Origin of the sequence: Serratia sp. EWG9 (assembly GCF_019913725.1) — a bacterium.
Taxonomy (GTDB): domain Bacteria; phylum Pseudomonadota; class Gammaproteobacteria; order Enterobacterales; family Enterobacteriaceae; genus Serratia; species Serratia ureilytica.
Genome location: NZ_JADNRO010000001.1, coordinates 942543 through 968719, shown reverse-complemented (window position 1 = coordinate 968719; position 26177 = coordinate 942543). Strand labels below are relative to the sequence as shown.

Genomic DNA, 26177 nt, shown 5'->3' with positions numbered 1-26177 from the left:
TTTCTACCTCGTCATGTTCATGATGTAAGCCGGGCACCAGTTCGGGTGCGCCTTGTTTTCGTAAAGCGAAATGTGCGCCGTGCTGTCACACAGCACCCCGCGCGCGCCGATGATCGGCCCGTCCTGATTTGACGTGTTATCGTCATTGCGCTTGATGGCGTACCCCAAGCGGCACGATGGGCCGGCAGGGGGCTTGGATAGCTCAATTTCAATCAGCGTGTTGGATACCACTTTCACGCTGGTGATGGTCGGCGGGCTGTCGGTGAAGTCGTCAAAAACATAGCCCATGCCGGCACCCAGTCCAGCTGTCTTGATCACCTCGTCCGTCCTGTCAATCACCAGCGGCGGCCGTGGGACTTCATGCGTTAACTGAAATACGGTGTCGGACTTCCAGACGTAGCCGGTTGGGCGAACGGTGCGCCAGCCGGTGCCGAAACACTCCCACACAATGGCGCGCGCTACAGCCTGGCCGCGTCGGTTCTGGCCGAGCGAGTTGATGTGGATGGTGTCACCGGACGGGTGAGGGTAAACCGGCCCGGCCAGGCGCAGATTACCGATCCCATCAACATCAAATTGTGCCTGGCGTACCGGCTGATCCCAGATTTTGCGCGAGGTCGGTGTGAATGCGCTTTGCGAGATGATGATCGGCACATTGGCCGACTGATTGAAAATACGGCGCGCCTCGGCCTGGATATTGCCATCAAACTGCTGCAACTGTCGGCTGTAGCGCTCGGTCGTCATAAACGTCACCTGATCGCTGTCAGACTCACCGGCCATCACGTCGACGGCCAGGAATACCGGTTTCCAGCCGTTCCGGTCGCAAATATCCCGCGCATCGATCAGCCCCTGGACCAGCGCCTGCCAGGTCTGCGTGCCCTTGGTCAGTTCCATGTACGGTTTGCCGCCTTCTGCCGCAATGAATGACAGCGTGCGGATACGGTGGCCGGTCTGTTTTTCCACTTCGCTGACTACGTGGGCGGCCATGCTGCTTGCTGCCGTCTCTTTCCAGCCGCTGTTAATGGTTTCCCGCAGCGGTTCCAGCTCGCTGATCGGCGCGCTGCCTCGGTTGGGGTTTTCCTTGCCCGCGCCGCGACTGGATTTGAACATGAAGCAGGAGTCGGGGTAGAGCGGGTCGGTGGCGATCAAAACGTCGCCGTTCATTGTGTTCCAGCCTTGCGCCAGGCTCTGCCCCCAGATAACGATGATGTAGCAAATGTTAGGATCAGGATCGACAGAGAGCCGCGTGCGGGTGATACCGCACACGCCGCCGGCGGACGAGCTGCTGTAGTTGATGTTCTTTGCCGGTGCCTGCGTATCGCCGGCGATGCGCCGCAGCCCCTTTTCGGTGGCGATATAGTGCGCGCCGTCCTGCGTGTACGCCTCGGTGATCTGGCGCTTTTTGTTCAGATAGATGCGTGTGCAGACCGCGCCATCCGGCAGCGCGACCGGCAGCGACTTATACATGAAGCGCGCCGGCAACTCTGATTCGGCGGCGGCCAGCTGTGTGCGCCCACGCCGGCGGCCGTCAATCCAGCACAAACGGCCTTTTTTGTCGAGGAATGGCGCAACGCGCCCGGACGGCGCCCGAACACCGGCCGTAAACTCGGGCGGCAGCCCGGCCAGCCTGGATGGGACGTTGCGCACCTTGCGCTTGATACTGTCAACGGCATCCGTCAGCCCTTTGCCGCTCGGTAGCCATTCACCCGTTGGCGTCGCCACGCCGTCAACGTTTTGATATTCCTGCACCCACTGACCGGAAACCGTCGAGCGAACACCAAATTTTGTCCCTAACGGAATACGGCCGGCGGCAATATCCGCCTGCGCCTGAGCTGCGCTGGTGTACGGCCCCTCGCCGAGTAATGCCATGCCGGCCAGCGCGTCAGCCTGGTTACGTAAGAAGGTGGTGCGGTCGGCAAGCTGCCGGGCCTGGATATTGGCGACGCCGCTCTCCCCGCCTTCGACAGTGTCGGCCCTGTCAATCTGGTAGATATCAGGCACCCAGAGTGATTGCTCATTGATTTTGGTCATACTGCTCCCCGGTGAAAGAAATTTGCCCGTTGTAACTGCGAACACCGTCATAGCGGTTGATAAATTTCGGTTGATACCCTTCCGGGTACACCGTGAGGATTTCCCCCATGTAGCCGCACGCCGCAAAGTGAATAATCCCCTCCGTTCTGGTGACGATGTTCATTTGCGCAAGGTGTCGGCTGACCGGCTTGGCATCCGCCACAAGGCGGTTAAGCTCAGCCAGTGTTTTTTCAGTGATACCCACCTCGTTAACGTCGATCTCAAGCCGGAAGGTGCCCGGCCGATCGCCGGTGTCGAACCATTCGGCAAAGGTGGCCGAAAACCCCATGCTCTCAATCACCCTCCTCACCGCGGCGCGGGTGCCCTTGCGGCGGTGCTGCCAGTAGGATTGCTGGATCGCCGCTATCTTTTTCTCTGCCGGCCAGTTCTTGTCCCAGCGGTCGACCGACAGCGCCCAGGCGAGATACGGCAACAACTCAACCGGGCAGGCGGTCGGCGTCCACAGCGTGCGCAGCGCGACGGTGATCGCCGACAACCGCGCAGTGACCGTTTCGGTGTGGCGCATCCAGGCACCGGCGGACGGGGGGAGCAGGGTGTTATTCATCCGTCCCGCCATTCTCTACTGCATAGCCAATGTTGCGTGCGGCTTGCGTGTCGGAGATCTGCAGGTCAGTCGCCGGCGAACGCAGCACCACACGCTGCACCCCCTGCACATGCAGTGAGGCGGAGATCGCCGACCTGGCAACGTCACGCCCGATCTTCTTGTCGTTGTCGGCCAAAAAGCCACGCAGCGACGCCATGGCGGCGTTGATGATTGGTTCCGACTCCGGCCCCGGATACAGGAACAGCTCGGCATCAATCGAATAGTCGACGATATCCGCGCTGCGAACCGTCACGCGGTCGCCCAGCGGCCGCACTTCTTCATCGTTAACCGCGGCCGTCACGGCGGCCAGCAGCTCGGGCGAGGCGGTGCCGTCACCGTCGGTCGACAGAACGGCGATCACCACCTCCGCCGGCGCCGGGCTGGTTGCCCTGGCGTCGGCAACCTTGCCGCTGGCGCTGCGGGCAAAATATTCATACGCCGCCGACGGGCCGGCCACGCTCATGCCCTCGAACGCGGATTGCGCGCGCAGGCGCAGGGCTTCGTCACTTTCCATCACTGCATCGGACGTGTCCGTTTCCGGGGTGATCGTCAGGCGCTCGGTGTCGAGGTTGGCGGCCAGGTTGTCCAGGTCGGTGCCTTCGGCGTGGCTCAGCATGCAGGCGGCAGCCCCCTCGTTGATTCGCCGGCGTAACAGCAATTCGCGGTAGGCCATCGCCTGGGCGATCACGTTGAGCGGCTCGGACTCCAGCGACAGGGCGGCGGCAACCGACGCCTGCTGGTCAGCAGGGAAGGCGGCGATCATCACTGCCTTGACGTCAACGAGGATCGTCTCGAAGTCGAGCGGCTCGATGATCTGCGGCGATGGCAGCTGCGACAGGTCAATCGTTGGCATCGTTGTGGCTCCTTAACTCAATCGTCCCGGCGCTTTTCTCCATGCTTTCCGTCAGCATGCCGGACATCTCGGCCGTGACGGCGCCAGTGGGTGAATAGCTGATGTTGATGGTGTCCAGCGCAAGGCGCGGCTCCCATGCCGCCAGCGCGATCACGGTCGCGCTCATGATCTGCAGGCGGGTGACGTCGTTCTGCGGGCTGTCGAGTAGATCGGGCACAAGCGAGCCGTAATTACGGCGCATGATGCGCGAACCGATGGGCGTCAGCAGAATGTCATTGGCTGACTGCCAGACGTGATCCGCATCGGTCAGCGTGCCGGTGCCGCTGTTATTCATGCCGCGGTACTTCTCGCTCATCGGGTGCCCTCCGTCCAGTCGCCGCCGCGTTGCACGCCGCCGTGGTCGTGATCGTCGACCTTCACGCCGTTCGACACGAAGGCACCGCCGGTGTGATTGAAATCACCGTGCATCTCGCCGCCTTCGCTGACGTCGAATTGCCGGGTCTTCAGCAGGTTGGTGCATTCGACGACGGGCGAATCCAGGATCACTTTGACCTCGGCCGTTAATTTGGCGGTCTTGACGCCGCTGACCTCCAGCGCGCCGGCATCGGCGTCATAACGGAATTTGGCGCCGTCTGGGGCGGTGATCACCATCTCGTTACGCGAGCCGCCGGGGGCGGGGTGATCGTTGCTGTACAGGCTGCCGCCGATAAAGGCCGTCTCCGGGTTGCCGCCGATGCACAGCAGCCAGACCTGCTCGCCGAGCGACGGCGGCATCCAGATGTTGAATGCGCCGGCGCGCTGCGCATTCCAGCGCAGCCAGGTGGTATCTAACCCGCCGGTGGCGACGCGCACGCGCTTGTTGTCTTCGTCGATCGCCGTGACCACGCCAACGCGGATCAGGTTTTCCAGCAGGCGAATAAGTTCGGCCGCGTCCACTATTTCACCCCCAGCGAGTCAATGACCGAACGGGCGATCGCCATGCGGTCGGCTTTGGTGATCCCCAGCACCTCACGGCGTGGGTAGGACGCCATCGCGCCGGACTTGTTTACCCTGTCACGCAGGCCGTACTGGTGCGTGCGCGCAATACGGCCCGCAACGCCGGTAAAACCGACGGTGGCGCCGCCGGCATCGGCGCGCGCCTTCAGGAAGCGCGCGGTACGCAACCGGCGAAACATCGGATCGGCCTTGGTGGTGTCCTTGCGCGTCTGGCTGAAGTTGATATCGAGGTAACGCTTGATATCCTCGCGATAGAAGGAGCGGACGGCGCCGCGGCCTTCATCGAAACCGGTCAGCATGCGGCCGCGGCTGCCCTTGGTTGCCCGCCAGTTTTTCAGGCGGCGGGTTTCGCCGTTCCAGATAAAGCCAATCCCGGCCTGTGAGCGCAGCACCTTGCGGCGGCGCTTCTCGAATTTTGAGCCGTCCGGGTTTTCCTGGCGTGCAATGCGCCGCGACTGGCTCTGGCGCAGCATGCGGCCGACCTCGCGCGCGGTGCGTATACGCCCGGCAGGGGACATGCCGCCGAGAATATCGGCGAATACCTGATCCAGTTCATGAAACAGCGCGGCATCGGTCATGGCACCAGCTCCCCGCCGCTCTCAGGATCGAATACGATTTGCCAGTCGCCGCCGTTGATGCGTGGCTTGTCTTCCGCCAGGTGCTGCGCGACGGGCTTGCCGTTCTCGATAGTGACCATCACGCGTTCCCATACCGGCACCTTCAGCAGAATGTCGGCGCTGTCGTCGCTCACGATATCGGCGTCAAACTCAATCTTTTTGTTGCTGTCCGGGTTCAGCAGCAGGTCGGGCTGGTTCTCCCAAATCCACGCCAGCAGCGGCAGCATGAGGTCATCCAGTTGACCGGAAAAGTCCATTGCCAGCACCTGGATCGGGTACACGTACATGAACGAGCTTTCGCCGGTGGCCTGGATCTCGATATGGCCTTTTTCCACCCATACCGTGAACAGTTCAGGATTGGCCTTGCACCAGTCGCAGTCCGCGATCAGCGCGTCGCGCAGCAGTTCGGCTTTTTTCACTTCATCCCCCGGGCGATACGCCGTAGTTCGAGTTCTCGTATGGCCGCCTTGTCGGCATTGCAGGTGTCCAGCGCATCCAGCAGCCGATCCGCCCATGGCGCCAGGCTGCCGTAAGTCATCGGTGACGGTGCTGCAGGCACATCAGTGTTTGCCGTCAGGCTGGCCGGCAAAGGCTCCTGAATAATCTGCGGTGCGAACTTCCGCGGCGCGTTTTTGCAGGCTGTCAGCGACAGCAGCAGGCACAGGAGTAACGGCACACGCTTCGCCGTCCAGCGCAGTCTTGATGGTTTCACGTCGTTGCTCTCCATTGGTGCCGCGCTTCTCGCTCAGCTTCTTCATTCCGGCCTCAATCTCGCCGACGTCGGCACGCAGGGCGCGCACTTCGGCCAGCACATCCCCGGTTTGCTCGACGGCGCGCTCGGCAATATCGCGGCGCTGTTCGGCCAGTTCCCGCTGATGCTTCTGCCATCCCATCCCGGCCAGCGCCGCCAGAAACAGCAGGATCAATACCGCGGCCGCTTTCATTCGGCGCCCCTGAGTGCCGGGTCAGACAGGCACCAGGCTTTGAACTCTTCCCGACGGTTAACCAGCCCTTGCAGGCGTTTTCCGCCGGAGTTCACAAAGTCGGTCAGGCGCTGGCATACGCCGGGCCAGTTGCCCGCCTGCGCGTATTTCCACAGCGTGGTGCGCTGTTTTTTGCCCTGGCGATCGGTGAACCAACTGATCCCAGTGCAACCCACGTTGAAACTGACGTCGGTCAGCGCTTCAAACACGAATTGAGGGGCGGCGGCGCCGTTAAAGTTGCTGTTGATACACTTTTCCGCGCGTACCAGGTCGTTTACCCAACGCTCGGCGATCTCCGTTTCCGAGTACTGCCGATCCTCGACACGGGTCGTTGAGCCCATGCCGATGGTCAGCACCCCGGCGGGGCAGTAGTAGGGCGTTTTGCGGCAGTCTTCATACTTCGCCATTTTTAACTGTGCCGCCTGGCTGGTGCGCACCTTCTCGGGCCACAGGGCACCGGCCAGCGCCACAATGGCGGCCACGCTGCAGGCGATAACGCTTTTTCGTCTCACCGGTGGCCCCCTTTCAGCTCGCTGATAAGCGCCTTCACATCCTGCCGGTTCTCGGCATCGCTGCGCACTGCGTCAACCAGCTGCGCCAGCAGGGCATTGGTGGTTGCCTGGCTGCGCGCCACCCGGCGGCGGTGGATTTCGCCCAGCGCCGCGGCGATAAGGCCGATCACCAGCCCGCCTGTCGCCAGCCATTCGCGCTGCGTCATCATGCCGATGCCCATCAGCACGGTGGAATAGGAGTAGATCACCCAGTTCCAGAGGCGGTCGATTACGTCCATAGCTGCACCGTCTCCTGTTGGGTTGAACGTTCGATCTCCGGCAGCTCGACCACCTGGCCGGCGGTCAAAAATATCTGTTCGGCGATCCCCGAATTGGCGGCCAACACGATTTCTGTCACGCCTTGCGTGGTGCCGTAGTGTCGCTGGCACAGCAGATCCAGCGTGTCGCCCTGCATTGCTTGCACCTTCACTAAAATGCCTCCGCAAAATTGCGCACTTCGTCGCGAATATCGGCGATAGCCCAGCGGGCATCCCGCCACAGATCTGCCGCCTGCAGCGTCAACCCGGCGACGCGTTTCTCGCCGGCGTCGCCGGTGGTGTCGACGTCGCGATAGTTTTCGATCAGCAGCGCACGGGTGATGCTGAATACCGCGCGGCGGTAGCGGTGGATCTTCACGCTCACGTCATTGATTTGACGGGCTGGCACGGTCTCCAGCGACGCGAAGCCGGCTTTTAACTGGTTTTCTTGCCAGCCCGTCAGCTGGTCGATCACATGGCCTGTCGCTTCAATCGCGGCCTGCTTTAAGCGGGTGGTGGTCACCGCGCCGGTGATGCGCATCTCAAGGCGCACGTCCTTGAGCGCAATCGCGGGCCAGAAGGGGCCGGCTGTGATGGTCTCGCCGCCATCGTCGGTATCTGGCACATCGTCAGCGGCGGGGGTGACGGTACGCCCGGCAACAAGGCTCATGGCCCAATCTCCTCAAAAGGTGGCGGTGAGCGGACGGGGAAAAGCACACGCGAAGCGCTGCAGATCTCCGTCCGCGCCGCCAGCGCACGGGGCGCAAGTCGTTTTATTCGGTGGCGTCCTGCTTGGCTTTCTTACCAGCGGCCTTGCCGGCGGGTTTTTTAGCGGCCGATGGCTTACGCGCGGTGCTGCTGCGCTGCCGGCGCTGGGTGGCCGGTACAGTCGTTTTTGATGCTGCTGCAGCGTCGGTCGTTGCTGCGGTGCCGGAGGTGTCGGCATCGTTATCGCCTGCGCCGTCGGTAGTCTGGCTGGCCTTCTTGACCTGGCGTGCCAGGCTCTCGATCGCTTTTTTCACGCCGGCGTTGGCGTCCAGTTTCAGCGCCTGGCGCAGCAGTTCCAGCGCCTTCGCCTGGGCGGCATCATCGCCACCGCGCAAGGCAAAGCCGCGCACCTTGAACAGTTTGGCGAGCACGACGTCAGGCATATCCTTGCCATCGACGATTTGCGCGAGCTCGTCCAGCACCTGCAGGTGTGCGGTCAAATCGGTACTCTCGTCGGCCTTGACCTGCACAAGAATGGGATCGCAAAGTTCTTCCACGAGGGCCGTCGCTGCCGTGCGGCGGAACTGGTCAGGCATCGCGAGGTTGTGCTCGATGACATAGCGGCCGATACGCACCGCGAGCGGATAATCGCCGGCGTCAATCGCCCAGATCATCAGGGTGACGATGACCTCGTCCTGCCGGCCGCTGTTGCCGTCGAGCGTGCCTTCGATCCAGCCGTCGTACTGCGGTAAAAGCTGCTTTTTCATCTCCGCTTTCGCCTGGTCTGACTGCACGCGTCTGAGTGCACTCTGATCCATGCGCAAACGGTGAAGGATTTGTTCATGCGCGGTGCGGGCGGCTTCTGTGAACTCCTCGGTCTTACCGTGGCGCTCCGCCATCACGCGCTGAAAATGTCGTTGTGCCGGTGTCAGCATTGTCCTGTCCCCGAAAGGGGGCGGGCAGGAGCCCGCCCGGGTGATTAACCGCCGTTCTCAGGCTTTGCGAAGGTGATGCCGTCGATAAAGGCAACGTTGCCGTAGTCCTCTACCACGAAGTCATCGTTCGATGACTGGTAAGTCGCAACGCGGTTGTACTCCGGCTCTTCCTTGATGCTGCGGCGCAGGCTCCCGCGCTGGTAGTACACCGACAGGTTTTTAAACGGCGTGATCAGGATACCGTTGACCGGGAAGTACGGCGCGATGAAGGTCGGCATGTTCCCGACGCGCTCCTGCGCAACAATGAGCTGACCGGCCAACATTTCGGTGTTCGGGTTGCTCTGGCTCATGGCGTTGATCGCCGGGAAATTGCTACTGGTCAGCAGGTCACCGGCCAGGATCACCACGTTATCCGGGTTACGCTTGTGCCACTCGTCCATCAGGCTGTTTTTGGCGTCATAAACTGCTGAGGTCAGGTTGCCGTAGGTGCCTTTGGCGATGATCTTGTTGTCGTCATCACGGGCCGTCACGGTCACGCCGGAAATCATGCGGTGTGGGGCTTCCGTACGAATTTTTTCCAGCCAGCCGATGCCGCAGTCCTGCAACAGCGGGTTAGCGGCGCGGTTGGATGGATCGGCATAGCTGGTGCCGTTGAAGCCGATCATGATGCGGTCTAGTGACATTTGGCGCGCCATTGCTTTGCTGATCAGCGGCTGGAAATCAGGCTGATGCGCCCAGGTATCTAACTGCTCGTAACTCAGGCCGTAGTCATAGTTGACCTTGCGGCAGGTGTAGTTGAACGGCTCCATTTTGCTGTTATCGGCCGGGTTGCGGCGTGTGGTGGTGCTGTTGTTCACGCCGGCCAGCGGGCCTTTGCTGCCGATCAGCACTTTCTGGCCGATCTGTTGGGTCACGCCGAAGACGTTAATCTTGCTCAGGAAAGAGTCGCTTTCCTGCGCTGCGGCTTCCAGCTTCTGCTGCACCGTCGGATCGACAGCGAATTTTGCCGCGACGGCGGCCGGCGATACGCGGTTTAGCTGGGCCTGCCGGCTGATGTACTGGTCGAACAGCTCGCGGGTAATGTTTTCCATGTTCGTTTCTCTTGTAGTGAATATCGATCAGGCGCTGGCTTAGTAGTCAGCCAACTGCGCGTTGCCACCACCGCCAGCCGGCGGGCGACGGCTGAAGTTACCGTCCGTGGTTACAACCTTCTGCTGCATCGCAGCCAGGTCAGCGGTCAACTTCGCGATGGCCTGCTTGTTGCTGGCGCTTTCCTGCGCGGTGGCGCTGAACTGGTCGGTCAAATCGGCCTGCGACTGCGCCACGGCCTCTACCGCCTGATGCACCTGGCTGAAGCGTTCATCGTCGGTTTTCTTGCCCTTGCCGAGGATGCCCATGACGCGGGAGAACCACTCGTTGCCGGTGGTTGAGCGCGACTGGTCTGCCTGCATCAACTCAGCTTCGAAAGCGGCGGTGAACATCGTCGGCTCGGCATCTGCGGTGTTGAAGCGCATGATCTCCCCGCGCTTCTCTGCGGCGAATTTCAGCTTGTCAGTGCCCAGACTGGCCGGGGTATCGGTCATCGCCAGGCCGACCAGGTACGGGCCGTTGGTCAGTGAAAACTTTGGATGGATCTCGACGCTGGAATAAATCTTCTTCCCGTCGTCGGTCATGGTCTTCATGCGTGCCGTAGGCTCGATCTCTGCGTACAACGCAGCTTCGCCAGTCAGCGGGCCGTCGGAAATGTCCTCGGCGGACAGGGCCATCACGTCACCCATGGCGCAGAAGGTGCTGTCAGGGAACGGGGAAAGGTAGTGCTCGATATTGACGCGGGCGCCATACACCGCCGGGTTATACGACGCCGCCATCGCATGGATCTGATCGCGGGTGACCTGACGGCCGTCGATAGTGACGCCGGAGGTCATAACGCGGAATTTCTTACGGGTGCTCGTTGTGCTTGCCATGTCTGCTTGCTCACGATTCTGTTGAGTTCCCGGTGATGATGGCAGGGCGCCCGGCCCCGTCTCAACGCGTTGTTGTTGTCGGAGAACGGCGACAGCCGGCACCGCGAGAAAGCCCCCGCGCGCGCGGGTTAACCTCCCCGGCAGGACATGGGGGAGACAATGACGGTTCAGGAAACATTCACTAGGCACCGCGCACGACAGCTTTACTGGCAGGGCTACCCGCCGGCGGAAATCGCGCGCCTGATGGGTATCAACCAGAACACGGTTTACGCCTGGAAGAAGCGCGACGAATGGGACGAAACGCCACCGATCCAGCGCGTCACCACCTCGATTGATGCGCGCCTGGTGCAGCTGACCGGCAAGGACAAGAAGAGCGGCGGCGACTTCAAGGAAATCGACCTGCTCACGCGCCAGTTGAAGAAGCTGGACAACGGCACGCCGGCCACCCAGCCGAAAAAGAAGGTGCGCAAGAAGCAAAACTTCTTCTCTGAGTCGCAGATCGCGCAGCTGCGGCAGAACATCCTGGGGTCGCTGCACTGGCACCAGCAAGGCTGGTATGACAATCACCACCACCGCAACCGGATGATCCTGAAGAGTCGCCAGGTGGGGGCGACCTGGTATTTTGCACGTGAGGCGCTGATCCGCGCGTTATCTGACGATGTGAAGTACAAGCACCAGCTCAACCAGATCTTTCTGTCGGCCAGCCGCCGGCAGGCGTACCAGTTTCGCAGCTTTATTCGTTCCGCCGCGGCGGAGGTCGACGTCGAGCTGAAAGGCGGCGACATGATCCAGCTGTTCAACGGCGCCGAGCTGCACTTCCTCGGCACGTCTGCAGCGACGGCGCAGTCCTACACTGGCAACCTGTTCTTTGACGAGTTTTTCTGGGTGGGCCAGTTCGCGAACCTGAAGAAGGTGGCCGGCGCGATGGCGACGCTGAAAGGGCTGACGCGTACCTACTTCTCCACGCCATCGGCGGAAAGCCATGAGGCCTACCCGTTTTGGACAGGGGAGGCGTTCAACAAGGGGCGCGCCAGCAGTAGTCGCGTGGAGTTCGACACGTCCTGGAAGACTCTGAACAGCGGGCTAATGTGCCCGGACAAGATCTGGCGCCAGATCGTCACCTTGCAGGACGCCATCGATCACGGCTGGGATTTGACCGATATCGATGAAATCCGCGACGAGAACAGCCCGGAGGAATACGACAACCTCTACGGCTGCCAGTTTATCCGCAACGGCGAATCGGCCTTTGACTACAACATGCTGCTGACCTGCGGCGCCGATGGTTATGACGACTGGCTCGATTGGAAACCCTATGCCATGCGGCCGCTGGCCGATCGGCCTGTCTGGATTGGCTACGATCCCAACGGCGCCAGCGGGAAGGGGGACAGCGGGGCGATCTCCGTCAACGCCGTGCCGCTGGTCGCCGGTGGCAAGTTCCGCACCATCGAGACGCAGCGCATTCGTGGCATGGAGTTCGAGGCGCAGGCCAATCTGATCATTGGCATGCTGGATCGCTATAACGTGCAGCATATCGGCATTGACGGGCAGGGGATTGGCGAGGCGGTCTGGCAGTTGGTGAAGAAGAAGTTTCCGGCGGCGGTCTGCTACCAGTTCAACCCGGCCAGCAAGCGCATGCTGGTACTGAAGATGCAGCAGCTGGTTCGCGGCGGTCGCTGGGAGTTCGACCGCGGGGAGCGTGACCTGATCACGGCATTCAGCGCGGTGCGCAAAGTGGTAACGCCTGGCGGGGTTATCACCTATGACACCGACCGCAGCCGCGGCGTCAGCCATGGCGACCTTGCCTGGGCGACGATGCTGGCCATTATCAACGAGCCGCTGGGACAAGATGGCGGCAGCACAATGACGGTTATGGAGTATTAACGTGAGCAAACGAAAATCACCGCGGCAGCGCCAGCAGCCCGCCGCAGACACCCAGCTTGATCTGGCGACCGAGCTGCAAAAACTCCCTGGCCTGAGCACTTTCTCCTTCGACGGCCCCTGGCCGGTCAGCTCGTCCTATGACCTGCTCGACTCGATGTACTGCGCCGACAACGGCCGCTACTACGACACGCCGATCAGCTGGTACGGTCTGGCGCGCCAGTTCGGCCACGCCAGCTGGCACCAGTCGGCGCTGATATTCAAGCGTAACGTGCTGGCCGGTTGTTTCATCCCGCACAAGCTGCTGTCGCGGCAGGCGTTCTCGGCCTTCGCCATGGATTGGGTGGTGTTCGGCAATGCCTATCTGGAGCTGCGCCGCAACGTGTTAGGCGGGCCGCTGGCACTGCACCACACGCTGGCGAAGTACACCCGCCGCGGCTCTGACCTGGACACCTACTGGTTTATCCAGGCGGGGTTTGATGATTATCAGTTTCCTACCGGCGCCGTCTGCCATGTGATCAACCCGGACATTCACCAGGAGATCTACGGCATGCCGGAGTACTTCGCGGGCCTGCTGTCCGCGAACCTTTCACACTCGGCCGACACGTTCCGCAAGCTGTACTACGACAACGGCAGCCATGCCGGCTGCATCGTCTACGTCAACAGCGCCATCGCCGATCAGGAGAGCCTCGACAAGCTCAAGAAGACGCTGACCGACACGCGCCGCGGCGGGGCATTCAAAAACATCCTGCTGCACGCGCCTAACGGCGGTAAGGACTCGGTGCAGATCCTGCCGTTCAGCCAGATCTCAGCCAAGGATGAATTCCTGGGCGTCAAGAGCGCCACGCGTGACGACATTCTCGCCGCGCACCGTGTGCCGCCGCAGCTGATGGGCGCCATGCCGGAAGGTAATGGCACCTTCGGCGACGTGGAGAAGGCGGCGCGGGTGTTCGCCATCAACGAGCTGACGCCCATCATGGAAGCCATGAAGCACGTCAACGACTGGATGGGGGAGGAGGTGATCCGCTTCAACCCTTATGCGCTGCTCGACGTAGAGTAACCCCGGCGCTGCAGCACGGCCGCCGTTGTCTATGGCGGCTATCACCCGACAAGTAACCCCATCACGCGCCACGCCCATCACTTCTAACCGCTCCCCACCGCCAGCCGCGCTATGCGGGCCGCTGGCGCGTTAACGCCTGCCCATCACCTCATTAGCACCACGACGGCGAGAGCCTCACAGCGGCCCATTCAGGCAACACACGACCCCCTTCCCATACCCCAAAGCGCGCGCTTGCTCCCCCGCCTCGCCTGCGCGCCTCACACCCTCTTTTTTGTGCAAGATCCAAAGTAGATCGAACCCGTGCCAGTACTGGCACAGGTTCGCAATGTGGGAGATCGAATTATTGTGCAAAATTGTGCGGGTTCGTGCAGAAGGATTCAATGGCCTCTCCTCCCAAATCTTGGGAGGAGAGGTGATCTGATTACGGTCTGATGGTAATAGATGTTTGAGGTTGAATTGGAACCAGTATCTGATTGTAAGCGCGCAATATCTCGTTATAGAGATCCTGATGTTTTGCCGCTCGTACTGTAATGATAAGCGCGTATTTAATTTTGTCGGCTTTGTGGCTAACGATGCTTGCTCCAGCTTCGCGCGCATTATAGTGAATGTCGAACACTGGATTCTTTAATGAAGAACCGCGCATGTTTTTTGTGCTATGCAACACTGTTTCCCATTTCCCCATGTCAGAACGCCGTTCACTTTCTGTTGAAAACTTCTTCAAATCAAAGAAACCGGCAGTGTCTGCATTTTTGCTACCTTCTTTTACTTTGGCATCATTTGGCCTAAACGATATTTCTAACCCTGCTTTTGTATAAGAGGCTGAGTCTTGCGGGTCTGTAGCCGTTGCATAACAGAATGTGGCTGTCAGGTTTACAGTTCCTTTTAATCCGCCATCAGGAATAGGCACCGGCGCTCGTAGGTATTTTCCCGGTTTTAATTCCCCTTGGTAGACGATTCTGGCAACTCCATCTGGGCTTATAATCACTTCACTTAAATTTTCCGGTAGTTTTCCCCAACCTACCTCAGTACATGGGTGTTCAAGAGGTTTGGAGGCATGAATAAGTAATGCCTTAATAGCAAGTTGACTTAGTTCACTACCCAATATAGAACGTATTCCCACAGCAGATCGCAAAGCGTAAGGAGCCGCGAAACTCGTTCCTCTTTCTGGCGATACTACAGGCTTTTCTCCCTTACTAAGCACATGGAAATATTCAGTGGTTTCACCACCAAAAGCCACTAGGTCCGGCTTCATGACACCGGGACTTCTTCCTGGCCCCATAGCACTATATGAAGCCCTTTTCCATTGACTGTCATTAGTTGAGTCACTTGACCCAACAGCGAGCGCATTAACACAGTCAGAGGGTACTTGAATTCGAGCATTACCCGATTGACGATCTCTTTCGCCGTTGTTTCCAACTGCTACGGTCATCAGTGTATCGCCATCACTCAATAAATCGTCTATCACAGAGGTCCATGCGTGGACATCTGTATCTTCGATAGGTAAATCTGGCCCTAGGCTAAGATTCAAAAATTGATATTGTCTAGAAAGCAATACTTCCTCTATAAAGCCTAAGGTTCGGTATAGTTCTAATGGGTCTTCTTCACATGTTTTATTGTCAAGCACCCTCAAATTATCAATGGAGGAATACGGTCGAGGTATTTCTCCTTTGGTATTGATTGGCCCGAATAAAAATGCAGAGGAGACAGCCAACCCGTGATCAAGTGCATCCGGATCATCGTCGGCATGATCATCCATTACTCGATACGATCTCAGCCATGGCGAAATAGGGTGCTTTTCTGGCAATCCACCATCAAGAATCGCAACCCTAATTTCTGGGGATAGTGGCCCTTCTGATGGAAGAATGCACTGCGCCTCAGCTCCCCCTGCTCGACGCATAGGACGGATGCCACGTAGCTTTGGTACAGGTCGAATTACCCGTACAAATGTAAACTTAGCTAATTTATTGATTTCTGTAATATGACCTTTGACTGGTAGGAACCAAAGCGTTCCTGCGGTAAAGGCCAGTTCATTATGAACAGTAATACCTAATGATGTGGCATACTTTATGAAATGTTGTTGAATGAAGTCACGACCGTCATCGGCCAATAAATGAATGCCAACTTCAAAGTATGAGTTATTATCCGGCAAGTTGCTTACAATTCTCTCTTCTGGTAGATAAGGCTGGAATTGCTCTACTCTTGCAAAGTCAATTGCTTCATCAGAGTTTACCTTTAACTCATCGATCCATTTCTTTAAGTTAGTGAATGATGTCCTTTTACCTGCAACAAATATCTGAGTTGTCGGGTATTCAGTAACTTCTATTTTTCTTTTCCAACTGTCAGGAGTGATTTTTACGGTTTTGCTGCCGATAGACTCTAACCCCGTATCCTTTAACAGCGCTGACGGGAAAAATGATCGTGCAATGTAGCTAGGGTTTAGGGTGAGTTTCGCAACCGCATAGTCATTCGGGCATGCGGAGGACGGTAAGGTATCAAAAGCCTCAATTGTAGATTTCACCTGAGGTACAAGTCTTTGCTTTGCTTCAGCTAAAGTGTATACCTCAGATTTATCCATTCTTCTTCTTGGGCCGGGAATGTCATGGGTTAACAATTCACCTCTACCAATTAAAAAGTTTGTTTTTGGCATAATAGTTCCTTACTGTGTCTAATCAATATTAACTGAACGATACTTCCTAATCGTATCCCTGCTGACGCTGGTCAAATCTGATATCGCGCGCTGAGGTAACTTAGAGTTTTTAGTAAGACTAACTGCTATCTCTATCCTTTCATTTCTGTCAAGCTCAGATAACCTCCCTTTTATGAACTCTTCAATTAGTTCTTCATCAGATGCGATACCTAGAGCAACAGAGCGTCTAAATCTATTTATAGAACGTTCTATATTACTGAAGGACTCGTCTTTAAATGCTAAGGCCAAAACGTCCATCCATCGTCCAAAAATGGCGTAATCAGGCCCCAAAAATCTTGTTACTGCGTCACGTATAGCAGCTTGATCTGGTTTATCAAAATTTAGGACAAGATCAAATCGACGCCAGAGCGCTGGATCTATCAGTTCTGCATGGTTAGTAGCAGCAAGAAGTAGGCTCGATGACGGCCATTCATCAACCTCTTGTAAAATAACAGTCACTAGGCGTTTAAGTTCACCTACATCTGAATCATCGCTACGTTTTTTTGCAATTGCATCTATTTCATCCAAAAGTAATACGCATGGACCTTTTTTCGCAAAATCCAGAGCCGCTCGTAAGTTATTACCACTTTTGCCTAAGTAACTACTCATCACCGCTGTCAGGTCAAGCACATAGAAAGGAACACCTAATTTCTGCGCAAGCCAACTAGCCGTAAGGGTTTTACCAACACCAGGAGGACCTACAAAGATTGCAGAGCGAGTCGGCATTAGACCTAGATCCTCAAGTTTCTTAATACTTTTGCGCTCAAGGATGAGTTGATCCAATGCATCTTCGATACTGCTTGTTAGCATCGGTTTGGAAATCTGCGCCTTATCCGATGGAGCTTTCAACAAGGTCAATCTAGAATCTTCGTCAACAGGCATAGTCTGCGGCGCTAGATCCGGGGTGTTAGCTTTTCTCAAACCTTGGGTAGGTTTCTGTGGTTTGCTTCGTAAATACAAATCCAATTGTTCGGAAAGAGCTGGCATAGACTCACGGTACTTACGAACCAAGCGTGCGACATAGAGGCGCACGTCATCATACTGTTCAGTGATCACCAGTCTGACTAACTGGGCTAAATCTGACTGAATTCCGCTCAACTCGCCCATTGTTTTTGTAACCTCTTGTTTTTCATCTAAATTAAAATTGTCGTTTGTGGACTACTTATAGTATTGCATTTTTTTTCATAGTGGGAAAGAAAAATACTATATGTAATTACAGTGCTGGCCTGAGGCAGGCTGACATCATTGTTCGTGACAATACCGATGATTTTTCAGTGCAAAAACCCGACTCATGATGGCGCTGCGTTTTTCCGCGTAGCTGGCCGGCGCCTCGCGGATGGTTCCATCGGCGCCAGCCCGCCAGCGCTTGCCGTTCAGCGACAACTCATCACCGCCGGCCAGTTTTTTCGCTTCCAGTTCAGTCAGTTCCAGGCCGATCGAAGCCGCGAAATCGGTTAGCCGCTCTAGATGCTGCGACGATTTTTCGGCACGTTGGTGCTGCACGGGCTGCTTGCTTCGCGTTTTTTTCGCTTCTGCTATCAGGTATTCGTTGAGGGCCCGCCGTTCTCGGCGCGTCATCCCCTCAAAATCGCCCCCAGGCGGCCAGCTGGCACAGCCATTTGCATCTATATCAGGGGACAAAAGGCCGGAATTACTGCCCTGTCTGTCTTCCTCCTGCTGCGTTCCGCGTACAGTTATTGACAGAACTCCGAGGGGCGGCGCTGCCGCCTGAAGGTCAACGGCCAAACCCGGATCGGCGCTGGCCGGGACAATCTTGTAGGTGTTCAGGCGGGTGTAAATCATCGGCTGCGTTCTGGCGAACGGCGAGTAAACGCCGGCTATCTTGCTGATGTCGTCTCCGTAATCGTTGCCGTTCTCGGTGATGTCGTAGCCGATGCGCACGCGTATGTGACGACGCTCGACTAACGGGCCGCCCTGGGCGTCGGTATACCCGGCCCAGTCGCCGGCATCTGCCGCGATGTGCGCGGGCGAGATCTCCGGGTGCAGGAACAAGTCGCGATCACGCAGTCGGCGCAGCTCGCGGTATACCGTGACCGGAGCGCCGCCAATCTGTTGAAACTGACGAATACGCCATCGCGACGCCCAGGCGTTGACGCGTTTGGCGATATCCTTCAACAGTTCACCGGTATCATGATCGCGCTCGCCGTCCAGCGCGTACCCATCGATATTTTTCGAGATGTATTTCGCGATGTAACCCGTGGCGGAGCCGAATTGCTCATCCATTGGCTTTACCTTAAAACGGTATTCGGCAGCGCCAGGCTCATCGCCATCTACCTGCAGCGCGTAGCGACGGAAGATGTCGCGGGCTTGCTCGATGTGCTCAGGCTTGAGGAACAGCAACAAATGCCAGTGCGGGGTTTCGTCGTGGTGCGGTTCGGTGACGCGGAAGCCGAACACGCGAATGCCGGCGCGCTTCCATGATGCGCGCACCTTTGACCATACCTTGCACAGATAGCGCTGGGTTTCGCGCGGGCTGGCGCCGCGGTATTTGTTATTGCGGCGTCCGGTCTTGCTTTGCATCGCGTGGTACTTCGACGGCGCCGTCAGGGTGTAAAACTCGCCAGCAAGATCGCGGGCCTTCGCCAAATCTTCAAAGCCGCGCATGCGGTTCATTAGCTCAGCGCGGCGCACTGCCGGATTGGCGACGCTGCCGTCCACCTTATCGACCAGCGAAACGCGTTCGCCGGTGTCCACGTCTTCGAGTTCCCGCGACTTCAAAAACTCGCGGTTGGCTTTCTTCTGGGCATGCCATTCTTTCAGGCATGGATCGCTGCAGTAGGGTGTCGCCTTATCGCTGACGTAGCCCGCGGCGATCATGAGGTGCTCGCGCCACTGGTCATGGAGGCGGCGCAAACGGCGCAACCACCATGCCGGTGATTCGAGGCGCGCGACGGCGCGCGTTGCATCTTCCGCGCTCAACTGCCCGCTGCAATATTGCTGCCAGCCCGGAGCGAACATATTCAGATGCTGAGTTAAGTAGCCGATGCGGCCATAGGCATAGATCACGGCGAAGGCCAGATCGTTAGCGGCGGCGGCCCAGTAATCGCAAAGGCGGACAAACTCACCTGTCATGCAGTCGGCCAGCCTATGCGCCAGGCGCTTAAGGTCTTTTTTCCCACTGTAAGGGATACGGAAAAAGTCATCGCGGAAAGGTATTAGCGCCGGCGGCACTTGGCCGATCTGGTACTGTTCATTAACTGCATCGATGCGCGGCAGTACGTGGCGCTCAAAGGTATTGACCAGCCAACCGTTAGCGGCCTTCATTCCTTTGCCTTGCTCGAGGCTGTTCAGGCGCTGGGTGTAATAGCGTCGGACATACTGGGGAAGGGCGGCTAGCCGCCGGCGCAGGCGACGTGGCGCGGGATCGGCAACGCGGGTCTGACCTGCGATATCAAACAGGGGAACGCGCACCGGTTCGCCGGCGTGGTTGGTAGCACCGAATAACTGGATCGAGGCCGGTTCGTCGGCGCGTTCGGTGACGATGGCATCGCGCTTGGCGTTCCATGAGTACGCGTATTCAAAAGCAACCGCGCCGCTGCCCGGATAGGGTAGCGGCGGGGAAGGTTGGTGCCGTCCGCGTGCGTTGCTTGTCATTCGCAAACGCCGGCGTAAACGCTACTGCAAGCGGTGTGATCGTTCATGGCGGCAATCAAATCGAACTGTTGCCCACCCCTGGTGGTTAGGGCCCAATCGCGATAGGTTTCGATGCCATGTGATTCAACCGTGATGCACTCGATTCGGCTTTCCGCCTTTTTCGGATCTTGAGTAGCGGGAAAGAAGGCGCTGTTCTGGCGGCGAGAGCAAGCGGCGACCAGCTTTTCCCATCGTGCAACGCGGGCTATCTCTTCCGGCCAGCGGGTAAAGATCTCGGCCAGCTCGGATTTGCGAGCGTGAATACATGGCATGCAGCCGACGCGGCTACAGCCTTGTGTATACAGCGGATTCGGCTTGATGCCGTGATGTTTGGCAATCGCGAAAACGTCGGCATGTTTCCAATCGAGAATTGGCCGATAAATATTTAGGCCCGGCGTTTTATCGGCATCGGTTTCCCACGCGGGCAAACCTGCGCGTTGTGGTGATTCCTCCGCCCGTACCCCTTGCCAACTAATCACCTCGTCGCACTCTTCCAGCAAAGGTACTACCAGCTGATCACGGATTGGGATGTGCTTTAACTCGAATGTACAGAAGCGGGCCATTGTTGACGGGAAACGGCCCTTCCACATACAGAGATCAAGGAATGGCACGCCGGTTGGGTGAAGGGTTTCGAGCGCCAAGGCGACGGTTTCTTCAGCCTGCTGCTCGGTTAATCCGCATTCCTTTACCAGCGACACTGGCCAGTTCTCGGCAATAAACCGGCGCTTACCTTCAATGCGCGCGGTAAAGTCGGCTTTGACGCGGCGAATCGGCCCTAACTTGGATTCGAGATAATCCAGGTATTTCATTGTTAACGGGTGTTCGTGTCCGGTGTCAGCAAATGCGGGAATAATCTTGACGCCGGCAGCAAGTGCTAGCAGCCATTGCGCCAGACTGTCTTTGCCGCCGGAAATACTGATCACGTTTATGGCGTCGGTAGCGAAGACGCGATCGTCGATCAGCGCCGTTCCGGCAGGATATGAGATTGCACGCAAAGGCATCAGCATTTGAACGGCCCCCGCTCGATACTCAGCATCACGTAACCCGGCGCCCATTCGGCCAGGTCGGTGATGTGGGTGATACGCACCCAGATGTGCTCGCCGGTAAACCCTTCCAGGTGACCAAACTTTGTATAGCCGTTCAGACTCAGCAGATCGCCGACGGCAAAGTCACGGTCGTTAATACGGAATTCGGCTCTTTTCGCGCCACAGTTGACGGCGGCGAGGTGTTCCGGGTGGATCTTCAGGTGGTGTTTTTTCACGATGCCGCCCTCATGGTCGCGATGATCTCGCCAGCGTCTGCACGGCTGGAAGCTTTGGCGCTGACAGACCGGCGGGCAGTGATCGAGGTGATAGCGAAATCTGAGTACAGCGCTTTGGCTGCGTCCGTCTCGCTGTTCGAGGCCACGACGTGGCGGCCCAGCTTGGCGGCGATACGGAGCATGCGCGCCAGCTTGCTCTGCTGCTCGTTGGTAAAGCCGTCAGTGTGATAGCTGGTAAAGTTGGCTGATGCACTGGCTGGGATGTACGGCGGATCGCAATAAATCACGTCGCCGGCCTGGGCCATCCTGATTGCCTCTGGGAAGCTGCAGCACAGGAAAATAGCTTTCTTGGCCTGCGCCTTTTCTGCGAAGGCTCTGATCTCGTCTTCTGGGAAGTAGGGCGCTTTTCGATGACCGAACGGCGAATTAAACTCGCCGCTCAGGTTGTAGCGGCAAACGCCGTTGAAGGTGTGGCGGTTCAGGTAAAGGAACTGCGCCGCACGGTAGATGAAATTGCTGTCACAGCGCAGATTGAAGTCAGCGCGCACGCCGTAATAGCCCTCCTGATCCGGGTGTGCGTTGAACAGATGGCGCGCTTCGCGGATCAGCACCTCAGGATGGTTTTTGGCGACGTTGTGGAAGTTGATCAGATCGCTGTTGATATCGCACAGCAGATAACTGTCATAGTCGGTATTGAGGAAAACAGCGCCGGAGCCGACGAACGGCTCAACCAGGCGCTTACCTTCAGGCAGGTGCTGGCGCAGAGTGTCGATAATACGGGCTTTGCTGCCGAGCCATTTAAGGGCGGTTCTGTTCATGACTTACCCCTTGATATGCCGTGCTTTGGCTTCGTGGATTTCCTGGCAGGTAACGCAACGCGTTACGCCATGGACGATGGCGCGGCGCGCTTCAGATATCGGCGCGTCGCAGATTTCACAGGTGAAGGCAGAAGGCCCGCATTGCTGCGGGCGGGCGCTGGCGATTTGAGACTCAAGAATCAGCTGGTGCCGTTCTTGTGCCATATCGATCTGATCAGCCATTACCATGCAACCCCGTTAGCTTTAGTTACTGGCTCTCCCGGGCGCTTTGCGTAGGGCAGGTTGATCAGTACACGGATTGCCATGGCACCAACTTGAGTGGCCTCGCGGCGCACCTTTTCCAGTGAACCGTTGTGATAGTGATAATCGATCGCCGCCTGGGTCAGTTCGCCGGCCTCTTCGTTGAGAATGGCGGTTGCGTGAATAACATCCGTCGGCCAGGTAGGGTGCTTGCTCTCGGCAGCGCTCAGTTCTTCCCTGATCTGAGTAATAGCAACGCTTCTAAGTACATCGCGGAAATACACGCCCCTTTCATAACGGGAGAATTTCGGGAAGGGGTGACTTACGTTAAATAGAAGATCATCTTGGATTTGCTGACTGATGTTTTCGCTAACGGTTGCAGCAAAGTCGACGCCAACATAGGTGCATTTCAATTTGTCTTGTTCGGTAGTGACCTTTTTTAATGCCTTATTCTGTTCAGCAATGAAAGCGCATGCTTTTTGCCACTCGCTCTCACCGTGATATTTCTCTAACCATTGCGGGTCAATTGAATTGATGGCATTGGTAAGGCTCAACCAGGCAGCTTTATATTCTTCATGCTGCCCAGCCTCATTAATGAAATTTGCCACCGAGTTTAATTCGCGTATTGAGTCATTGCATGGTTCAATAGCACGAACAAAACCGATAGCACGATTTACAGCGTTCATTGCGTCTTGTTTGTTAGTCATCATTTCACCTTTACATGATTAGTCGTAGTTACGTTGTTCAGGCTGCAAATACTGCCGATTGAATGCGCGGCAGAATTTGCAATAGCGGTAGGCAACCCAGCCAACCAGCCCAAACGCGACAACCGCCCAAACGGCGGCGAGAGTGAAGCAGAAATCCATCATTGGGGCTTCTCCACTTTTGGTGCGTCGGTAGACCGGCGGATGTTGATCCAGTCCTTCAACGTGCTTAATACCTGATCGCGGGTGAAGTTATCCGCAGCCAGTCGGTCAAGTTTGCTTTCCAACAGCTCAAGCAGTTGCAGCCGCTCAGAGCGGCGGGCATTCATAAACGCTTTGTGTAATTCGTCGTCTTGCATATCCCCCTCCTGATTTCAGGGTGTAAGAAACCCGCCACCATGAAGGCGGCATTACTTTTAACAACGCTGTTTAATTAATCGCAGTCAGTAATATTTATTAATGACGGGATATCGCGATTTAACCTTTGTAGAAGTTTTATTCCTCGGAAAACGGCTCGCCTTTCTGCGTAACTCATTTCCTCGAATTTCATTTCGATGTGCCGGGCTGTTAACTTTGTGCGGCTGTCAATATTGCCTAATGTGCAAATGGCTTTTTTTTCACTCGCCATCAGCTTGTTATAAAAACAGGCAGTGTGATTTTTGTTTTTAGCGCGCGCCAGTAATGACTTGGCATTATTGACGAAACACTCAACGGATTTTATTTGCTCAACTGTCATGCTCATAAAAGCCTCCACACTATTGCCTATCTGAGAGCACACCCCGCGACGCCCATCGCCACACATTAAAGGAAGGGATGCGCTCTCAGATAGGGCCGGGCGTACCCGGCTAAGCTGAAATTTCAGGTTGCGGAATATCACCGTTGTTGCAGCGCATGATCAAACAATCGATAACGGCGGCGGCCGGGCCATCGCCAGCAGCCTCTGCCGTACTCAGCAGGCCAGTTAGGCCGATGCACAGGCGGAAGGCGTAATCGTTCAGCGATACCTGGCGAACCTCTGGCGCCACAGCGGAAGCGCTGTGCAGATTGGTCGCTTTAGTGTGGTACTGCAGCAGTAGCGCGTCGATCAGAATGCGGTAAGGCTGTTTCATGCTGGTGTGTCCTCTGAAAATGGCGCCGGTTTTTTGCCGTAGCACTGCCAATACTTCGCGGCGTTCTCGATAATGATGCTGGCAGCAGGGTGACCGGCATAGCGTGCGGCGTCTGCGATACGTCCGAGATTGATCACTGCATTCGCCGATTCGCCGACCGCGCGCTCTGGTTTCATGTACTGCATGCGTTTATAGTAAGAAGCGATCACGGCGTTTGCTGCGTCGTAGAATGGGTTGCCGCTCATGCTGGCCTCTTGCCGTTGATCATCTTGTCCACGGTGCGCATGGCTTCCGCCAGCGCGAAATCACGACCGAAATAATCCCCGTTGCTCACCAGCTGGTAGGCCGTGCGATTCGTTTCGCTATGGCGCGGGCACTTTTGAATCGTGAACCCGCGATAAATAAAGGTGTGCTTTGAAAGTTGGATTAGGGTGCGCGGCTTTATCTCTTTCATCTGCAATTTCCTCACGACCCCATATGCGCGACGAACTTCTCAGCATGACGCTTGGCATTCAGGTAGATGGCGTAAAGATTTACCCGGCGTTTGGCACCCGGACGAGCTTGCAAAATCGGCAGGGCGCCAGTGTCTGCCTGAGTGCGAATAGTCTGCGGGTTTTTACCAATGCGACGCGCATACTCGGAGATCGATTCTTCCAGTAATTCACCAAATGGATAGTCATCAGGAAGCTGGCTCCCCCTCGGCACAATCACCTTTTTTTGTCGGTTTTTGCTCATAGTGATAACCTCTAGGATCACGCAGATTTAAGTTATTTTGGGTTCATAAATATGAACCAAGGTGACTTTAGTTCATAGGAATGAACCATGTCAAGCACTCTAGGCGACAAAGTGAAAGCGATTCGTAAAAGCGAAGGGGTCAGTCAGAGCGAATTTTGTGAAATAACAGGCATTTCAATCAGTACAGTGAAGAAGTATGAAACCGGATTGATAGAGCCTGGCGGTGCGACACTGATGAAGATCACAAGCAACCCGAGATTTAAAAAATACACAATGTGGCTAATGACAGGGGATGTCGCGCCGGAAATTGGGCAGATATCTCCTGCTCTCTCCCCTGATGGGCTCGACAGCACATCCAACCGCCAAAAAGGCCAGAAGGCTGGCTAACTGCTTGGCGTATAAAGAATTCATGGGGTAAAGGTGGGATTTGTGCTGAAAGGAGTCTTTGGGGATGAGTATTAAGTCTCTTGGCGCTGACGGTTACATGGTGGATGTGCGGCCCCAAGGTCGAGATGGGAAGCGAGTCCGCAAAAAGTTTAAAACGAAGTCTGAAGCGCAACAGTTCGAACGCTGGGTGATTGCGACGCAGAACAACAAAGAGTGGCTCGATAAGCCCGCTGACCATCGCCCATTAACAGACCTGATCGATCTGTGGTGGAACCATCACGGCCAGCACCTGAAAGACGGTGTGAAGAGGGCGCAGAAATTGCGCGTCATGGCGGAGAAAATGGGGCATCCCAAAGCGAGCCAGATCACCCGCACTTTCTTCGCCGACTACCGGGCGCTGCGATTTGCTGAAGGCAAGAAAGCCAAGACGGTCAACCTTGACCAAGAAATGCTGGGCGGCGTGTTCTCTGTTCTCATCGAGCTGGGGCATTACCACGGCGAGCACCCGCTCAAGGCCATGAAGAAAATGAAGCTGCCGGCACAGGAAATGGGGTTTCTTACCCAGGCCGAGATTGCCGCGCTACAAGAGCGGCTCGACGGCGATCACCTGAAAGCTGTCCGTCTTTGCCTGGCGACGGGCGCCCGCTGGGGTGAAGTGGCGAAGCTGCGAAAGGAAGAGGTGATCGGTAACAAGGTCACCTACCTGAACACCAAGAACAACAAGAACAGGACGGTGCCGATCTCGCCCGAACTCTGCAAAGAGATCACCAGCGGTGTGAAGTCGGGGCCGCTGTTCAAGGATCTGAACTATCCCTATGTCCGGCTATGCGTGAAGGAAGTTGCTCCCGGTCTGCCGGCGGGACAAGCGGTGCATGTGCTGCGGCATACGTTCGCCAGTCATTTCATGATGAACGGCGGCAACATTTTGGCACTGCAGCGGATTTTAGGACACTCAAGTATTTTACAAACAATGGTTTATGCGCATTTTGCGCCGGATTATCTGGAAGATGCTGTCCGGTTTAATCCTTTAACCAGTGTGGCTTAGACATGTCGTCTTCGGTTAACCAGACTCGGCCGCGAAGTTGAGACATTTGCTCGCGTGTCGCCGGG

The 26177-nt window shown here is 56.9% G+C and carries 34 protein-coding genes; 4 read left to right on the top strand and 30 right to left on the bottom strand.

The annotated features are described in order from the left end of the window. Nucleotides 1–3: 3 nt before the first annotated feature. The 16 genes from ITX55_RS04705 to ITX55_RS04635 form a co-directional block, all read right to left on the bottom strand. The gene (locus tag ITX55_RS04705; protein ID WP_223084847.1) at nucleotides 4–2028 is read right to left on the bottom strand and encodes a hypothetical protein; all 2025 of its coding nucleotides are present in this window, start codon (nucleotides 2026–2028) and stop codon (nucleotides 4–6) included. Further along, nucleotides 2012–2632, bottom strand: coding sequence for a phage tail protein I (locus tag ITX55_RS04700; protein WP_223084846.1), 621 nt, complete (start codon nucleotides 2630–2632; stop codon nucleotides 2012–2014). Before ITX55_RS04700 ends, ITX55_RS04705 begins: the two co-directional genes overlap by 17 nt. After that, on the bottom strand, nucleotides 2625–3524 hold the full coding sequence (locus tag ITX55_RS04695; RefSeq protein WP_070914649.1) for a baseplate J/gp47 family protein: 900 nt from the start codon (nucleotides 3522–3524) through the stop codon (nucleotides 2625–2627). The genes ITX55_RS04700 and ITX55_RS04695 overlap by 8 nt, the downstream gene beginning before the upstream one ends. Beyond that, complete coding sequence (locus ITX55_RS04690) at nucleotides 3511–3879, bottom strand: GPW/gp25 family protein (protein WP_223084845.1); 369 nt, start codon at nucleotides 3877–3879, stop codon at nucleotides 3511–3513. Before ITX55_RS04690 ends, ITX55_RS04695 begins: the two co-directional genes overlap by 14 nt. Next, nucleotides 3876–4460: a phage baseplate assembly protein V gene (locus ITX55_RS04685; RefSeq protein ID WP_223084844.1), complete on the bottom strand. Its 585-nt coding sequence runs from the start codon at nucleotides 4458–4460 to the stop codon at nucleotides 3876–3878. Before ITX55_RS04685 ends, ITX55_RS04690 begins: the two co-directional genes overlap by 4 nt. Next, complete coding sequence (locus ITX55_RS04680; protein ID WP_223084843.1) at nucleotides 4460–5098, bottom strand: phage virion morphogenesis protein; 639 nt, start codon at nucleotides 5096–5098, stop codon at nucleotides 4460–4462. Before ITX55_RS04680 ends, ITX55_RS04685 begins: the two co-directional genes overlap by 1 nt. Continuing rightward, the gene (locus tag ITX55_RS04675; protein ID WP_072628384.1) at nucleotides 5095–5556 is read right to left on the bottom strand and encodes a phage tail protein; all 462 of its coding nucleotides are present in this window, start codon (nucleotides 5554–5556) and stop codon (nucleotides 5095–5097) included. Before ITX55_RS04675 ends, ITX55_RS04680 begins: the two co-directional genes overlap by 4 nt. After that, complete coding sequence (locus tag ITX55_RS23995) at nucleotides 5553–5675, bottom strand: hypothetical protein (RefSeq protein ID WP_255612211.1); 123 nt, start codon at nucleotides 5673–5675, stop codon at nucleotides 5553–5555. Before ITX55_RS23995 ends, ITX55_RS04675 begins: the two co-directional genes overlap by 4 nt. Nucleotides 5676–5697: 22 nt before the next feature. Then, nucleotides 5698–6081 carry a DUF2570 domain-containing protein gene (locus ITX55_RS23990; protein WP_255612210.1) on the bottom strand — a complete coding sequence of 128 codons (384 nt, stop codon included), beginning with the start codon at nucleotides 6079–6081 and terminating at the stop codon, nucleotides 5698–5700. Beyond that, entirely contained in the window at nucleotides 6078–6632 is a 555-nt protein-coding gene (locus ITX55_RS04665) for a lysozyme (protein ID WP_060436614.1), read from the bottom strand. The genes ITX55_RS23990 and ITX55_RS04665 overlap by 4 nt, the downstream gene beginning before the upstream one ends. After that, a complete protein-coding gene (locus tag ITX55_RS04660; protein WP_046687313.1) occupies nucleotides 6629–6910 on the bottom strand; it encodes a hypothetical protein in 282 nt (93 codons plus the stop codon). The genes ITX55_RS04665 and ITX55_RS04660 overlap by 4 nt, the downstream gene beginning before the upstream one ends. Continuing rightward, nucleotides 6901–7101: a tail protein X gene (locus ITX55_RS04655; protein ID WP_223084838.1), complete on the bottom strand. Its 201-nt coding sequence runs from the start codon at nucleotides 7099–7101 to the stop codon at nucleotides 6901–6903. Before ITX55_RS04655 ends, ITX55_RS04660 begins: the two co-directional genes overlap by 10 nt. Continuing rightward, on the bottom strand, nucleotides 7101–7598 hold the full coding sequence (locus ITX55_RS04650) for a head completion/stabilization protein (RefSeq protein WP_223084837.1): 498 nt from the start codon (nucleotides 7596–7598) through the stop codon (nucleotides 7101–7103). The genes ITX55_RS04655 and ITX55_RS04650 overlap by 1 nt, the downstream gene beginning before the upstream one ends. Nucleotides 7599–7701: 103 nt before the next feature. Continuing rightward, a complete protein-coding gene (gene gpM / locus ITX55_RS04645) occupies nucleotides 7702–8571 on the bottom strand; it encodes a phage terminase small subunit (RefSeq protein ID WP_223084836.1) in 870 nt (289 codons plus the stop codon). A 44-nt stretch (nucleotides 8572–8615) separates the two neighbouring features. Next, a complete protein-coding gene (locus ITX55_RS04640; RefSeq protein WP_223084835.1) occupies nucleotides 8616–9662 on the bottom strand; it encodes a phage major capsid protein, P2 family in 1047 nt (348 codons plus the stop codon). Nucleotides 9663–9701: 39 nt separating this feature from the next. Continuing rightward, nucleotides 9702–10535 (bottom strand): GPO family capsid scaffolding protein, encoded by an 834-nt coding sequence (locus ITX55_RS04635; protein ID WP_079449393.1) that lies wholly within the window; start codon nucleotides 10533–10535, stop codon nucleotides 9702–9704. Between the two features lie 159 nt (nucleotides 10536–10694). On the opposite strand from ITX55_RS04635, the gene ITX55_RS04630 reads away from it, so the two are divergent. Together ITX55_RS04630 and ITX55_RS04625 are read left to right on the top strand one after the other, a co-directional pair. Further along, nucleotides 10695–12416: a terminase large subunit domain-containing protein gene (locus tag ITX55_RS04630; RefSeq protein WP_033640706.1), complete on the top strand. Its 1722-nt coding sequence runs from the start codon at nucleotides 10695–10697 to the stop codon at nucleotides 12414–12416. A gap of 1 nt (nucleotide 12417) precedes the next feature. Then, the gene (locus ITX55_RS04625) at nucleotides 12418–13473 is read left to right on the top strand and encodes a phage portal protein (RefSeq protein ID WP_172905149.1); all 1056 of its coding nucleotides are present in this window, start codon (nucleotides 12418–12420) and stop codon (nucleotides 13471–13473) included. A 421-nt stretch (nucleotides 13474–13894) separates the two neighbouring features. Here the strand turns inward: ITX55_RS04625 and ITX55_RS04620 are convergent, their stop codons facing one another. From ITX55_RS04620 to ITX55_RS04550, 14 genes are all read right to left on the bottom strand, one after another. Next, nucleotides 13895–16120 carry a S8 family peptidase gene (locus tag ITX55_RS04620; RefSeq protein WP_117286914.1) on the bottom strand — a complete coding sequence of 742 codons (2226 nt, stop codon included), beginning with the start codon at nucleotides 16118–16120 and terminating at the stop codon, nucleotides 13895–13897. Between the two features lie 18 nt (nucleotides 16121–16138). Continuing rightward, complete coding sequence (locus ITX55_RS04615) at nucleotides 16139–17266, bottom strand: AAA family ATPase (protein WP_048233398.1); 1128 nt, start codon at nucleotides 17264–17266, stop codon at nucleotides 16139–16141. Nucleotides 17267–17401: 135 nt separating this feature from the next. Continuing rightward, nucleotides 17402–19774: a replication endonuclease gene (locus tag ITX55_RS04605; protein ID WP_255612208.1), complete on the bottom strand. Its 2373-nt coding sequence runs from the start codon at nucleotides 19772–19774 to the stop codon at nucleotides 17402–17404. Further along, complete coding sequence (locus ITX55_RS04600; RefSeq protein WP_255612207.1) at nucleotides 19771–20820, bottom strand: phosphoadenosine phosphosulfate reductase family protein; 1050 nt, start codon at nucleotides 20818–20820, stop codon at nucleotides 19771–19773. The genes ITX55_RS04605 and ITX55_RS04600 overlap by 4 nt, the downstream gene beginning before the upstream one ends. Beyond that, the gene (locus ITX55_RS04595) at nucleotides 20814–21074 is read right to left on the bottom strand and encodes a DUF3850 domain-containing protein (protein ID WP_239505020.1); all 261 of its coding nucleotides are present in this window, start codon (nucleotides 21072–21074) and stop codon (nucleotides 20814–20816) included. The genes ITX55_RS04600 and ITX55_RS04595 overlap by 7 nt, the downstream gene beginning before the upstream one ends. Beyond that, nucleotides 21071–21892, bottom strand: a complete 822-nt coding sequence (locus tag ITX55_RS04590; RefSeq protein WP_223084830.1) for a Dam family site-specific DNA-(adenine-N6)-methyltransferase — start codon at nucleotides 21890–21892, stop codon at nucleotides 21071–21073. Before ITX55_RS04590 ends, ITX55_RS04595 begins: the two co-directional genes overlap by 4 nt. A gap of 3 nt (nucleotides 21893–21895) precedes the next feature. Then, complete coding sequence (locus ITX55_RS04585; protein ID WP_223084828.1) at nucleotides 21896–22114, bottom strand: TraR/DksA family transcriptional regulator; 219 nt, start codon at nucleotides 22112–22114, stop codon at nucleotides 21896–21898. Next, nucleotides 22114–22839, bottom strand: coding sequence for a hypothetical protein (locus ITX55_RS04580; RefSeq protein WP_223084825.1), 726 nt, complete (start codon nucleotides 22837–22839; stop codon nucleotides 22114–22116). The genes ITX55_RS04585 and ITX55_RS04580 overlap by 1 nt, the downstream gene beginning before the upstream one ends. A gap of 158 nt (nucleotides 22840–22997) precedes the next feature. Then, nucleotides 22998–23195 carry a hypothetical protein gene (locus ITX55_RS04575; protein ID WP_033640694.1) on the bottom strand — a complete coding sequence of 66 codons (198 nt, stop codon included), beginning with the start codon at nucleotides 23193–23195 and terminating at the stop codon, nucleotides 22998–23000. Nucleotides 23196–23269: 74 nt separating this feature from the next. Then, nucleotides 23270–23578, bottom strand: a complete 309-nt coding sequence (locus ITX55_RS04570; RefSeq protein WP_213587137.1) for a hypothetical protein — start codon at nucleotides 23576–23578, stop codon at nucleotides 23270–23272. A gap of 103 nt (nucleotides 23579–23681) precedes the next feature. Next, the gene (locus ITX55_RS04565) at nucleotides 23682–23945 is read right to left on the bottom strand and encodes a hypothetical protein (protein ID WP_223084823.1); all 264 of its coding nucleotides are present in this window, start codon (nucleotides 23943–23945) and stop codon (nucleotides 23682–23684) included. After that, nucleotides 23942–24190, bottom strand: coding sequence for a hypothetical protein (locus ITX55_RS04560; protein WP_223084822.1), 249 nt, complete (start codon nucleotides 24188–24190; stop codon nucleotides 23942–23944). Before ITX55_RS04560 ends, ITX55_RS04565 begins: the two co-directional genes overlap by 4 nt. Next, nucleotides 24187–24399 (bottom strand): DUF4761 family protein, encoded by a 213-nt coding sequence (locus ITX55_RS04555; protein ID WP_223084821.1) that lies wholly within the window; start codon nucleotides 24397–24399, stop codon nucleotides 24187–24189. Before ITX55_RS04555 ends, ITX55_RS04560 begins: the two co-directional genes overlap by 4 nt. Nucleotides 24400–24410: 11 nt before the next feature. Next, on the bottom strand, nucleotides 24411–24680 hold the full coding sequence (locus ITX55_RS04550; RefSeq protein ID WP_049300609.1) for a hypothetical protein: 270 nt from the start codon (nucleotides 24678–24680) through the stop codon (nucleotides 24411–24413). A gap of 87 nt (nucleotides 24681–24767) precedes the next feature. Here ITX55_RS04550 and ITX55_RS04545 point away from each other — a divergent pair, with 87 nt between their 5' ends. Both ITX55_RS04545 and ITX55_RS04540 read left to right on the top strand, forming a co-directional pair. Beyond that, nucleotides 24768–25067 carry a DNA-binding transcriptional regulator gene (locus ITX55_RS04545; RefSeq protein ID WP_049300610.1) on the top strand — a complete coding sequence of 100 codons (300 nt, stop codon included), beginning with the start codon at nucleotides 24768–24770 and terminating at the stop codon, nucleotides 25065–25067. A gap of 64 nt (nucleotides 25068–25131) precedes the next feature. Further along, nucleotides 25132–26112: a tyrosine-type recombinase/integrase gene (locus tag ITX55_RS04540; protein WP_194038037.1), complete on the top strand. Its 981-nt coding sequence runs from the start codon at nucleotides 25132–25134 to the stop codon at nucleotides 26110–26112. Nucleotides 26113–26177 lie beyond the last annotated feature (65 nt).